At 61.6% G+C, this 12,051-nt stretch carries 11 protein-coding genes; 8 read left to right on the forward strand and 3 right to left on the reverse strand.

Annotation, left to right across the window (positions count from 1 at the left end):
* The 4 genes from ENJ19_06560 to ENJ19_06575 form a co-directional block, all read left to right on the forward strand.
* Window positions 1–828: cell division protein FtsQ/DivIB (locus ENJ19_06560; protein ID HHM05388.1), on the forward strand; the 828-nt coding region annotated here is incomplete at its 5' end.
* Window positions 822–2,051, forward strand: coding sequence for a cell division protein FtsA (gene ftsA, locus ENJ19_06565; protein HHM05389.1), 1,230 nt, complete (start codon window positions 822–824; stop codon window positions 2,049–2,051). The genes ENJ19_06560 and ftsA, both read left to right, overlap by 7 nt.
* A gap of 59 nt (window positions 2,052–2,110) precedes the next feature.
* Window positions 2,111–3,262 carry a cell division protein FtsZ gene (gene ftsZ / locus ENJ19_06570; GenBank protein HHM05390.1) on the forward strand — a complete coding sequence of 384 codons (1,152 nt, stop codon included), beginning with the start codon at window positions 2,111–2,113 and terminating at the stop codon, window positions 3,260–3,262.
* A gap of 203 nt (window positions 3,263–3,465) precedes the next feature.
* Window positions 3,466–4,377: a UDP-3-O-acyl-N-acetylglucosamine deacetylase gene (locus ENJ19_06575; GenBank protein HHM05391.1), complete on the forward strand. Its 912-nt coding sequence runs from the start codon at window positions 3,466–3,468 to the stop codon at window positions 4,375–4,377.
* Window positions 4,378–4,439: 62 nt separating this feature from the next.
* Here ENJ19_06575 and ENJ19_06580 read toward each other — a convergent pair whose 3' ends face one another.
* Complete coding sequence (locus ENJ19_06580) at window positions 4,440–4,886, reverse strand: DUF721 domain-containing protein (protein ID HHM05392.1); 447 nt, start codon at window positions 4,884–4,886, stop codon at window positions 4,440–4,442.
* Window positions 4,887–4,932: 46 nt separating this feature from the next.
* Between ENJ19_06580 and ENJ19_06585 the strand changes: the two genes are divergently transcribed.
* From ENJ19_06585 to ENJ19_06600, 4 genes are all read left to right on the forward strand, one after another.
* Complete coding sequence (locus ENJ19_06585) at window positions 4,933–5,850, forward strand: M23 family metallopeptidase (GenBank protein HHM05393.1); 918 nt, start codon at window positions 4,933–4,935, stop codon at window positions 5,848–5,850.
* Between the two features lie 65 nt (window positions 5,851–5,915).
* On the forward strand, window positions 5,916–8,642 hold the full coding sequence (gene secA / locus ENJ19_06590) for a preprotein translocase subunit SecA (protein HHM05394.1): 2,727 nt from the start codon (window positions 5,916–5,918) through the stop codon (window positions 8,640–8,642).
* 36 nt (window positions 8,643–8,678) lie between these two features.
* Window positions 8,679–9,899: a bifunctional glutamate N-acetyltransferase/amino-acid acetyltransferase ArgJ gene (gene argJ, locus ENJ19_06595; protein HHM05395.1), complete on the forward strand. Its 1,221-nt coding sequence runs from the start codon at window positions 8,679–8,681 to the stop codon at window positions 9,897–9,899.
* Between the two features lie 231 nt (window positions 9,900–10,130).
* Window positions 10,131–11,306: an acyl-CoA desaturase gene (locus ENJ19_06600; protein HHM05396.1), complete on the forward strand. Its 1,176-nt coding sequence runs from the start codon at window positions 10,131–10,133 to the stop codon at window positions 11,304–11,306.
* Between the two features lie 81 nt (window positions 11,307–11,387).
* Here ENJ19_06600 and rpmG read toward each other — a convergent pair whose 3' ends face one another.
* Together rpmG and ENJ19_06610 are read right to left on the reverse strand one after the other, a co-directional pair.
* A complete protein-coding gene (gene rpmG / locus ENJ19_06605) occupies window positions 11,388–11,543 on the reverse strand; it encodes a 50S ribosomal protein L33 (GenBank protein HHM05397.1) in 156 nt (51 codons plus the stop codon).
* Between the two features lie 21 nt (window positions 11,544–11,564).
* Window positions 11,565–11,801, reverse strand: a complete 237-nt coding sequence (locus tag ENJ19_06610; protein HHM05398.1) for a 50S ribosomal protein L28 — start codon at window positions 11,799–11,801, stop codon at window positions 11,565–11,567.
* Between the last annotated feature and the right edge of the window lie 250 nt (window positions 11,802–12,051).

The raw sequence follows: 12,051 nt of genomic DNA on the forward strand, positions 1-12,051 counted from the left end.
AAGAAACACAGCCGTCCCGCCACGCCCCGCCAGCGTGGCAAGGTGGTGCCGTTTCGCGCCAAGAGCGCTCCTCAGCCGGCGGCGGGGGGCGGCGCGCGCCTGCTGGTGGTGCTGCGGGCGCTGACGGCCCTGGCCGGGGGTGTGCTCATGGCCGGGGTGGCGTTGTGGCTGTGGTGGTGGGCCACGGAATCCACCCAGCCGCCCCTCAGGACGGTGCGGCTCGAAGGGGTGTTTCAGCAGGTGTCGGCGGAGACGGTGCACGCCGTGGTGCGGGCCGGGGCCCGGGGCAATTTTTTCACCGTGGATCTGGACCGGGTGCGGGTGGCGGTGGAGGCCCTGCCCTGGGTGAAGACGGCCGTGGTGCAGCGGCTGTGGCCCGACACCCTGCGGGTGCGGGTGGTGGAGCAGACTGCGGTGGCGCGGTGGGGCGGGCGGGCGCTGCTCAATGAAGACGGGGTGCCGTTTGTGCCGGAGGGGCCGCTGCCCGCCGGCCTGCCCCGTTTGAACGGGCCGCCGGGTACTGCCGTGCAGCTGGTCCAGGCCTGGCGGCAGATGAACAGCATCACCGCGCCCCTGGGGCTGACACTGGCCGAGCTGGAGCTGGACCAGCGGCGTGCCTGGCGGGCGGTGCTCAGCAACGGCATGGTGCTGATCCTGGGACGGGGCGAGGTGTACCCGCGGCTGCTGCGTTTCGTGCGTTTTTACCACCGCGCGTTCGGTGGGGAGGCGGGCCGGGTGGCGCGGGTGGATTTGCGTTACAGCAACGGTTTCGCGGTGCGCTGGAAGGCCGGTGAGGGCGGCCGGGATGGGGTGGGCAGAAAATGGTGAAAAAAATCGACAGGGACATGCTGGTGGGCCTGGACATCGGCACCTCCAAGGTGGTGACCATCGTCGGCGAGGTGAAGCCGGACGGCTTGATCGAGATCACGGGCATTGGCTCCCATCCGTCCAAGGGACTGAAAAGAGGGGTGGTGGTCAACATTGACGCCACGGTGCAATCCATCCAGCGGGCGGTGGAAGAAGCGGAGCTGATGGCCGGCTGCGAGATTCACTCGGTGCACGCGGGCATCGCCGGCAGCCACATCCGCAGCCTCAATTCCCACGGCATCGTGGCCATCAAAGACCGCGAGGTCACCCAGAGCGATGTGGACCGGGTCATGGACGCGGCCCGCGCCGTGGCCATCCCCGCCGACCAGAAAGTGATCCACGTGCTGTCCCAGGAATTCATCATCGACAATCAGGACGGCATCCGCCAGCCCGTGGGCATGTCCGGGGTGCGGCTGGAAGCCAAGGTGCATCTGGTGACCGGCGCGGTGAGCGCGGCCCAGAACATCGTCAAGTGCGTGCGCCGCTGCGGCCTGGACGTGGACGACGTGGTGCTGGAGCAGCTGGCCTCGTCCCACTCGGTGCTCACCGAGGATGAGAAGGATTTGGGCGTGTGCCTGGTGGATATCGGCGGCGGCACCACCGACATTGCCATTTTCACCGGCGGCGCCATCCGCCACACGGCGGTGATTCCCATCGCCGGCGACCAAGTGACCAACGACATCGCCGTGGCCCTGCGCACCCCCACCCCGAACGCGGAAGAGATCAAGATCAAATACGCCTGCGCCCTGACCCAGCTGGCCGGCTCCGACGAGACCATCGAAGTGCCCAGCGTGGGTGAGCGGCCGCCGCGGCGGCTGGCACGCCAGACCCTGGCCGAGGTGGTGGAGCCGCGCTACGAAGAACTGCTGACCCTCATCCAGGCCGAACTGCGGCGCAGCGGCTTCGAGGAACTGGTGGCCGCCGGGGTGGTGCTCACCGGCGGCAGCGCCAAAATGGAGGGCGTGGTGGAACTGGCGGAGGAGGTGTTCAACGTGCCGGTGCGCCTGGGGGCGCCCCAGTACGTGTCGGGGCTGGTGGATGTGGTGCGCAATCCCATTTATTCCACCGGCGTGGGCTTGCTGCTGTTTGCCCAGAAAAACCGCACAGAGCGGCCGCGCGAGACGCGCCTGGGCGGGGGATTGTCCATTTGGGAACGGATGAAGTTGTGGTTCAGGGGGTTTTAGTTTGCCGGCGTGGTTGGGGTCCGGAGTGAACAGTTAGTGGAGAAATTAAGGAGGTCGTCATGTTTGAGTTGATGGATACTTGCCCGCAAAACGCGGTGATTAAGGTGATCGGAATCGGCGGTGGTGGCAGCAACGCTGTGGAGCACATGGTGCAGGACGGCATCGAGGGGGTGGACTTCATTTGCGCCAACACCGATGCCCAGGCGCTCAGAAGCTCGTCAGCCAAGACAATTTTGCAGATGGGCGCGGACATCACCAAAGGGCTGGGTGCTGGCGCGAATCCGGATGTGGGCCGCAAAGCGGCCGAGGAGGACCGCGAGCGCATCACGGAAGTGATCAGCGGTGCGGATATGCTGTTTATCACCGCCGGCATGGGTGGTGGTACCGGTACCGGCGGTGCGCCTGTGGTGGCGGAGATCGCCCGGGAATTGGGCATTTTGACCGTGGCGGTGGTGACCAAGCCCTTTTCTTTCGAAGGTAAGAAACGCGCGGAAGTGGGGGAGCAGGGCATTAAAGAACTCTCCCAGCACGTGGACTCCCTGATCACCATTCCCAACGAGAAACTGCCCTCAGTGCTGGGCAAAAGCGCTACCCTGCTGTCGGCTTTCAAGGAGGCCAATCAGGTGTTGCTGGGCGCGGTGCAGGGCATTGCCGAACTCATCACCCGGCCTGGTTTCATCAACCTGGATTTCGCCGATGTGCGCACCGTGATGTCGGAAATGGGCGTGGCCATGATGGGCTCCGGCCGGGCCTCGGGCCAGGACCGCGCCCGGGAAGCGGCGGAGGCGGCTGTCCACAGTCCCTTGCTGGAGGACATCAATCTGGCGGGCGCAAAGGGCATTTTGGTCAACGTGACCGCGAACATGGATTTGGCCATCGGCGAGTTCGAGGAAGTGGGCAACATTGTGAAAGCTTTTGCCTCGGACAACGCGAACATCATGGTCGGCACCGTGTTCGATCCCGATATGGGCGATGAACTTCGGGTCACCGTGGTGGCGACCGGTTTGGGCAACGCCGCCGAGACCGCGCCGGAGCAGCCGGTGAAACTGGCCTACAAAAACAGCGGCGAGCCCGACTATCAGCAACTGGAGCGGCCCACGGTGCTGCGCGCCCAGCGCCAGGCGGCGGCAGCGGGGATGAAACAGGGTGTCGAAGAGTCGGATATGGGCTACCTCGATATCCCGGCGTTTCTGCGCAAACAGGCGGATTAGGGGGCAGTGGGATCCGGCGCGAATCGTTTCGACAAGCAGGGCAGGGGTTTCGCTTTTTCGCCCTATCCGGCCCGCCTGGCAGCTTTCCGGCGGTACAGGTTTGACCCGGGCTTGCTCTTGCTAGGCAGGGTGTGGGAGCTGTGCTACCATCGCCCCGGCGTGGGTGTGGAGCCGGAGAGTACATTTCAAGAGTTAAGGAACAGATGATTAAGCAAAGAACCCTCAAGAACGTCATACGTGCAACGGGGGTGGGACTGCACAGCGGCGATAAAGTGTATCTGACTCTGCGGCCGGCGGCCGCCGATACGGGCATTATTTTTCGTCGCGTGGATCTTGATCCGGCGGTGGAGATTCCGGCGCGCGCCGAGTTTGTCGGCGACACGCGCCTGTCCACGTCCCTGGTGAAAGGATCCGCCCGCATTGCCACCGTTGAGCATCTGTTGTCCGCCTTCGCAGGTCTGGGTGTCGACAACGCCTATGTGGACCTGAGCGCCCCTGAAGTGCCCATTATGGATGGCAGCGCGGGCCCCTTCGTTTTCCTGCTGCAGTCCGCCGGCATCGAAGAGCAAAATGCTCCCAAGCGCTTTATCCGCATCAAGAAACCGGTGCGGGTGGAAGAAGGGGACAAATGGGCGGTGTTCGAGGCGTTCGAGGGCTTCAAGGTCTCCTTCACCATCGATTTCCCCCATCCGGTGTTCAAAAACCGCAGCCAGCAGGCCATGGTGGATTTCTCCACCACCTCCTTTGTGAAAGAAGTCAGCCGCGCCCGGACCTTTGGATTTATGCGTGATATGGAGCTGCTGCGCCAGAATCATCTGGCGCTGGGCGGCAGTCTGGACAACGCGATCGTGGTGGATGATTACCGGATTCTCAACGAAGACGGCCTGCGCTACGACGACGAATTCGTCAAGCATAAAGTCTTGGACGCCATTGGCGATCTCTATCTGCTAGGCAGAAGCCTGATCGGTGCGTTTCACGGCCACAAGTCGGGCCACGCCCTGAACAACCGTCTGTTGCGCGCGTTGATGGCCGACCAGAATGCCTGGGAATTGGTAACCTTTGAGAATAACGAGAATGCGCCCATTTTGTTCATGAGCCCGGCGCCCGCTACTTAAACTTGGAGATGCGCGCCGGGTGTGAGATAAACAAGGAAAAAGGCAGAAAGCTTTTCCGGGCATTACCTGGCATGCCGTGACAGGCGTCGCAGCGCGCTGCTGAGCTTTGGGTTATTAATACAGTCTGCCGCGTCGTTGATCACCGCTCCTGCCTTGGGCGACAATCCGAGCCGGGGGCGGGGTGAGAGCCCGGGCTCTTGCAGGGGGGGGACCACCTTGATCCGGAGGCGGGTGAGCGGGGGCAGGTCGCGCTCTTCATTGAGGCGGGTGAGAAGCTCAGTGGTAAGGAAGCGCAAGCGTGCCGCCCACACAGGGGAATCACTGACGATGACCAGGCTTGTGCCCACCACATTTCCGGCGCGGCAGTGTCCGGCCAGAGGCTGCGGCAGCAGCGCGGCCAGCAATTTTGTGATACGGTCAAGCCTGCGGGCATGGCAGATGAGGTGGGCCAGCGGGGAGGGCTGGGCCTGAAAAATGGCATCCAGGGACCTGGGGGATTTGGGTTTCACGGTTAAATCAACAGCTTACGTTGCTTAAGTTGAGGGCGGAAACAAAATGAATATTATAGTATTCCGAACAAACCTGCAGCGCCCGATCCAGATCCGTTTCAATTCTTTGCGTTTCGGGTTGATGTTGTTTCTTATTGTCGTCGTGCCGGTCACGTCGGCGGCCTATCTTGGTTTTTTGTGGGGCGATCAGCACGCGCGCTCCGAGGCTATTCCGGCGGAATTGTACGCGTCCATGGATGCCCAATGGCGCGCCGTGGAGGAGGCGCGGGCCGAGGCGGAAGAGCAGCTCAATGCGCTCGCCACCCGGGTCAGCGTGCTGCAGGCCCGGGCCATTCGGCTGGATGCTTTGGGCGAGCGGCTGGTGGGTATTGCCGGCCTGGACAACGGCGAGTTTGATTTCGAGAATGTCCCGGCGCAAGGCGGGCCGGAGCAGCCTGCGGCGAGGGCCATTGCGATGCCGGATTTCCTGGCGTCGCTGGAGTTGCTCTCGCGCCAGCTGGAAGACCGGCAGCAGCAGTTCGACATTCTCGAATCCATCCACATGAACCGAACTTTGCAAGAACAAACCTATCCAACAGGGATGCCGGTAAAGCGGGGTTGGATCTCGTCCTACTTCGGCATGCGCACCGACCCGTTTACCGGGCGGCCGGCTCATCACGATGGCGTCGATGTGGCCGGGAAGCTGGGTTCGGCCGTCGTTGCCGTGGCGTCGGGTGTTGTCACCTGGTCGGGCAAGCGCAGCGGCTACGGCTTGTTGGTGGAAGTGAATCACGGCGGCGGCTATGTGACCCGCTATGCCCACAATCAGGAAAGCCTGGTTCGCGTGGGCGACAAGGTGAGCAAGGGACAAACCATCGCCAGGATGGGCTCCAGCGGCCGCTCCACGGGTCCCCATGTCCACTTTGAAGTGCTGCGCAAGGGACGTGTGGTTGATCCCATCAAGTATCTGCGCGCCGCGCGCTGACAGAGCAGGCTTTGGTCATGAGGAGAACGGACTCCTCCAGGTTTTAAGGTGTACCGACGGGATTGATGTTCGCAAAAGTGATGAATAAAGTCTTCGGCAGCCGCAACGAGCGGCTGTTGAAGCGTATGGGGGCGGAAGTTCAGCGCATCAACGGCCTGGAGCCGGAGATGGAGCGCTTGAGCGACGCAGAGCTGCGCGCCAAAACGGAAGAGTTCCGCACCCGCCTGGCGGACGGTGCCAGCTTGGATGATCTGCTTCCCGAGGCCTTTGCCGTCGTGCGCGAAGCGGGCAGGCGTACCCTGGGCATGCGTCACTTCGATGTGCAGCTGATCGGTGGCATGGTGCTGCACCAGGGCAAGATCGCCGAAATGCGTACCGGCGAGGGTAAAACCCTGGTGGCGACCCTGGCGGCTTATCTGAACGCGCTGCCCGCCAAGGGCGTTCACGTGGTCACGGTGAACGACTATCTCGCGCAGCGCGATGCCCAGTGGATGATGCCCTTGTACGAATCACTGGGCTTGACCGTGGGCGTGGTCGTGTCCGGCCAGGAATCGGCGGAAAAACGTGCCGCCTACGCCTGCGACATCACCTATGGCACCAACAACGAATTTGGTTTCGATTATCTGCGTGACAATATGGCCTTCAGCGCAGCGGAGCGGGTTCAACGCGGCACCCACTACGCCATCGTTGACGAGGTCGACTCCATCCTCATTGACGAGGCCCGTACGCCCCTCATTATTTCCGGTCCCACGGACGACAGTTCCGATTTGTACCTCAAGATCAATGATCTGGTGCCCAGGCTCAGCAAACAGGAAGAGGAAGACGGGGAAGGTGATTATACGGTGGACGAAAAGGCCCGCCAGGTCTTTTTAACCGAGGATGGGCACCAGCGCGTGGAGGAAATGCTCGCGGCGGCCGGTTTGTTGGGCGAGGGCGAAAGCCTGTACGATGCCGCCAATATCGGGGTGATGCATCATCTCAACGCCGCCTTGAGGGCGCATGCCTTGTTTCAGCGGGATGTGGATTACATCGTGCGGGACAAGCAGGTCATCATTGTTGATGAATTCACCGGCCGCACCCTGCCGGGCCGGCGCTGGTCCGAGGGTTTGCACCAGGCGGTGGAAGCCAAAGAGGGGGTGCCCATCCAGTCTGAAAACCAGACCCTGGCCTCTATCACCTTTCAAAACCTGTTCCGTCTGTATGACAAGCTGGCCGGCATGACCGGCACGGCGGATACGGAAGCCTACGAATTTCAGCAAATCTACGGCCTGGAAGTGGTGGTGATTCCCACCCACAAACCCATGATTCGCCAGGATCACGGCGATTTGGTCTATCTCACCGCCAAGGAGAAATTTGCTGCAATTATCGAAGATATCGAACAGTGTCACCGGCGTGGCCAGCCGGTATTGGTGGGGACCACCTCCATCGAAACCTCAGAGTATCTGTCCGCTTTGCTGGACAAGGCGAAAATCAGGCACCAGGTGCTTAACGCCAAGCATCATGCCAGTGAAGCGCAGGTGGTGGCGGAGGCCGGCCGGCCGGGCACCGTGACCATTGCCACCAACATGGCCGGGCGCGGCACTGATATTGTGCTGGGTGGTAGCCTGGAGGCGGAACTGGAGGCCTTGAGCGACGAGGCCGACGAACTGGCCAGGGCCCGCGTGAAAGAGGATTGGGCACAGCGCCACGAGCAGGTGCTGAAAGCCGGCGGCTTGCACGTGATCGGCACCGAGCGGCATGAATCCCGGCGTATTGACAACCAGTTGCGTGGCCGTTCCGGGCGTCAGGGTGACCCGGGATCCACCCGTTTTTACCTGTCGCTGGAAGACAACCTGATGCGCATCTTCGCCTCCGACCGGGTGAAAATGCTGATGCAGAAACTGGGGATGCAGGAAGGAGAGGCCATTGAGCATCCCTGGGTCACCAAAGCCATCGAAAATGCCCAGCGCAAGGTGGAAGGTCACAACTTCGACATCCGCAAACAACTGCTGGACTACGACAACGTCGCCAATGATCAGCGTAAAGTGATTTATGAACAGCGCAATGAAATCATGGAGGCTGATGACGTTGCCGAGCTCATCCAGACCATACGCGCTGACGTGGTCAATGACATCATCGACACCTGCATCCCCCAGCAGAGTCTGGAAGAACAATGGGAAATCGTTGAGCTGGAAGAAGCCCTGGACGAGAAGCTCGGTCTGAAGCTGCCCATCAGGCGCTGGCTGGATGAGGATGACGAGCTCCACGAAGAGACCCTGCGCAAGCGTATCCTGGCAGAGGTGGAGAAGTCCTACGCCGAAAAAGAAGCCCTGGCCGGCGCCGAAGTGATGCGGCATTTCGAAAAGGCCGTGATGCTGCAAATCCAGGATGCCTTGTGGAAAGATCACCTCGCCGCCATGGACTATCTGCGCCAGGGTATCCACTTGCGGGGTTACGCGCAAAAGAACCCGATTCAGGAGTACAAGCGGGAAGCCTTCGAAATGTTCTCCCAGCTCCTGCAGCGCATCAAGCACGACGTCATCAGCATACTGTCGCGGGTGCAGGTGCGAGCTGAAGAGGACGTGGAAGCCGTAGAGCAGCGGCGTCGGGCGCAGACCGAAATGGAGTTTCAGCACGCTGAAGCGGCCTCTCTGGCAGCCGGAAGCGCGGCCGGTCCCGCTCCCGCCGGGCGGCAGGCGGGTGGTGAATCCCGCACGCCCTATGTCCGGGAAGGTCGCAAGGTCGGACGCAACGAGCCCTGCCCCTGCGGTTCCGGGAAAAAATACAAGCAGTGTCACGGTCGTTTGGGATAGTGGGCGCGGCGACGGCGTCCTCTGGGGCCTGATTCCGTGGCCGTGGGTTTGTCCGCTCCCTCGGAACTGAGGTCTGTGGCGGGTGTTCGTCTCGCCGCCGCGGCTGCCGGTATCAAATCCCCGAACCGTCCCGACCTCAGCCTTATCGAGCTGGCGGAGGGCACGGCGGTGGCGGCGGTGTTTACGCGCAACGCCTTCCGCGCTGCGCCAGTGCAGGTGGCTGAGCGTCATCTGGCCGCGTCTTCTCCGCGCTATTTGCTCATCAATACCGGTACCGCGAACGCCGGGACGGGTCAGCGTGGCCTCGACGACGCCCTGGCCTGTTGTGAGGCCGTGGCCGCCTTGTCCGGGGTGAGCCGCGAGCAGGTGCTGCCCTTTTCCACCGGCGTCATCGGTGAGTATCTGCCCGCGGCCCGGGTCAAGGCGGCCCTGCCGGCTTTATGCGCTGCGGTGCAGGCGGATCGCTGGGTGGACGCCGCCCGGGCGATCATGACCACCGATACCGTCCCCAAGGGGGTCTCACGCCAGCTTAACATCGGCGGGCAGCGTGTCACCATAACGGGCATCGCCAAGGGGGCGGGCATGATACGTCCCAACATGGCCACCATGCTGGCCTTCATCGCCACCGACGCGGCCGTGGCCCCCGCGCTGTTGCGGCCTTGTCTGACAGCGGTGGCAGACCGCTCTTTCAATCGGATTTCCGTCGATGGTGACACCTCCACCAACGACGCTTGCGTGCTGATGGCGACCGGGCGCGCCGGCGCGCCCGTCTTGCGCGATGACAGTCATCCGGCTTACGCGACTTTTCATGCTGCGTTAACCGAAGTGGCCACGGCCCTGGCCCGGGCCATTGTCCGTGACGGCGAAGGGGCGACCAAATTCATCACGGTGGATGTCGTCGGCGGGCGGGACGAATCGGAGTGCCGGCGGGTTGCCGACGCTGTCGCCCATTCCCCGCTGGTCAAGACCGCCTTTTTTGCTTCCGATCCCAACTGGGGCCGGATACTCGCCGCGGTCGGGCGGGCCGGTGTGGCGGGTCTGGACGTGGCCAGGGTCACCCTCCACCTGGGGGGGCTGTGCGTCGCCGCGGGTGGCGCCCGGTCACCGGCCTATGACGAAGCCCAGGCCCGGGCGGCCATGAGCCGGGAAGAGATCACCGTGCGGATCGATCTGGGCCGGGGATCGGCCGCGGCCAGCATATGGACCTGCGATTTGTCCTACGATTACGTTCGGATAAACGCTGACTATCGCACTTGAAAACACGGCTTGCGCAATATATGTATAATTGACACGAAAATATCGTGGGTATTGGCGTCGCCGCAGACAGCGAAGGAAGATTCTGCGCGTCGGGGCGGCAAAGCACTGTGTTGCCAGGATTGTGAGCAAGCCCTGGACGCACCAGATTTAAGCGGTTATAGTCGGTCCCGCCGCCCGGTGGAAAAGGCATAACTATATATTTTTTATCAACTAATTCGGGGTATTACGATTATGTTGAACGGTTTCGTGGAACTGCCCTGGTGGGGGTATGTGCTGGTTACCCTGGGCATGACCCATATCACCATCGCCAGCGTGACAATTTTTCTTCACCGCCACCAAGCCCACCGCGCCTTGGATCTGCACCCGGCGGTGAGCCATTTTTTCCGCCTGTGGCTGTGGTTGACCACCGGCATGGAAACCAAAGCGTGGACGGCGATCCATCGCAAGCATCACGCCAAGTGTGAAACGGAAGATGATCCGCACAGTCCCCAGACTCTGGGTCTGAAGAAGGTGCTGTTGGAAGGCGCGGAGCTCTATCGCGCCGAGGCCAAAAACGCCGAAACCCTGGCGAAGTACGGTCATGGCACCCCTGATGACTGGCTGGAGCGCCATCTTTATGGCAAGCACAGCCGCTACGGTATCGTGGTCATGTTCGTCATTAACCTGCTGCTGTTCGGTCCCCTCGGCATCACCATCTGGGCGATTCAGATGATCTGGATCCCGTTTTTCGCCGCCGGCATCATCAACGGCGTTGGCCATTACTGGGGATACCGCAACTTTGAAAGCCCGGATGCTTCCACCAATATCTCGCCCTGGGGCATCCTCATCGGGGGGGAGGAGTTGCACAACAATCACCATGCCTTTCCCAGCTCTGCCAAGTTGTCGTCCAAGCCCTGGGAGTTCGACATCGGTTGGTTGTACATCCGCACGCTGGAAACCGTGGGCCTGGCCAGGGTGAAAAAAGTGGCGCCGGAGCCGGTCATCAATCCAAGCAAAGACGCGGTGGACACCGAAACCGTGCGCGCGGTGTTGGTCAACCGCCTGCACGTGTTGTCCAACTACGGGAAAGATGTCGTCATGCCGGTGTTGCGGGAGGAATTGCAGAAGGCGGATGACTCATGCCGTGGCTTGTTGGAGCGTGCCAAGCGCCCCCTTGTCAAAGGAGAAGACTGGAACAGCGACGAATCCCACCACCGGGTCCAGGCGGCGCTCAAGCGCAGTCCCGCCCTGCAGACCGTGTACGAGTACAAACAGGCGCTGCAGGCCTTGTGGCAGCGCTCCACCGCCTGTCAGGACACCCTGCTGAAGCAGCTGCAAGACTGGTGTAAAAAGGCGGAGGCCAGCGGGATCGAGTCCTTGCAACAGTTCGCCCGTTCCCTGCGCGGCTACACGCTCCAGTCCGCGTGACGCCGGTCAGTTTCCAACAGGCAACAAAAAACCCGCCGGCGGCGGGTTTTTTGTTGGGGCCCTGCCCAAGTAACAGAATTATTACTTGATTTTGGCTTCCTTGTACGTCACGTGTCTGCGCACCACGGGATCGTATTTTTTCATTTCCAACTTGTCCGGCGTATTACGCTTGTTTTTCATGGTCGTATAGAAGTGGCCGGTGCCGGCGCTGGAGACCAGTTTGACCTTCTCACGCATGATCGCCGCTCCTTATCTGTGTTAGATTTTCGTGCCGCTGGCGCGAAGCTCAGCCAGCACCGTGTCGATGCCCTTTTTGTCGATGATCCGCATGCCCTTGGCAGACAGGCGCAGGCGAACCCAGCGCTGCTCACTTTGCACCCAGAAACGATGGGTGTGCAAATTGGGCAGAAAACGGCGCTTTGTTTTGTTGTTGGCGTGGGACACATTATTTCCCGTGGCGGGCCGTTTCCCGGTGACCTGGCAAACTCTGGCCATGACTGAAAACCTCCGACTGTCGCCCGCAAAGAATTGACTTTTCGGACGCGATGACAAAGCAGGTTTTTATACCAGCAAGCGCCTGCCGGCGCAAGCCCGGTTGGATCTGGCGTCTCCCCATTTTTTCACTTCATTGCCCCCAGCAATCCTGGCGCATCGGCGAACAGGTCGGGTTGTGGTGGTGCGAAGGCGGCTGTATGCCGTCTGCGCCGTAGCCAGGGATGGAAGATCACCTTGGCCATACTGAACA

The sequence above is a fragment of the Gammaproteobacteria bacterium genome (assembly GCA_011375345.1).
Lineage (GTDB): Bacteria > Pseudomonadota > Gammaproteobacteria > DRLM01 > DRLM01 > DRLM01.

Coding starts and splice junctions, on each gene's coding strand:
- secA (HHM05394.1), top strand. CDS start 5,916: ATGTTCGCAAAAGTGATGAATAAAGTCTTCGGCAGCCGCAACGAGCGG.
- ENJ19_06600 (HHM05396.1), top strand. CDS start 10,131: ATGTTGAACGGTTTCGTGGAACTGCCCTGGTGGGGGTATGTGCTGGTT.
- ftsZ (HHM05390.1), top strand. CDS start 2,111: ATGTTTGAGTTGATGGATACTTGCCCGCAAAACGCGGTGATTAAGGTG.
- ENJ19_06585 (HHM05393.1), top strand. CDS start 4,933: ATGAATATTATAGTATTCCGAACAAACCTGCAGCGCCCGATCCAGATC.
- ENJ19_06575 (HHM05391.1), top strand. CDS start 3,466: ATGATTAAGCAAAGAACCCTCAAGAACGTCATACGTGCAACGGGGGTG.
- rpmG (HHM05397.1), bottom strand. CDS start 11,543: ATGCGTGAGAAGGTCAAACTGGTCTCCAGCGCCGGCACCGGCCACTTC.
- ftsA (HHM05389.1), top strand. CDS start 822: ATGGTGAAAAAAATCGACAGGGACATGCTGGTGGGCCTGGACATCGGC.
- ENJ19_06610 (HHM05398.1), bottom strand. CDS start 11,801: ATGGCCAGAGTTTGCCAGGTCACCGGGAAACGGCCCGCCACGGGAAAT.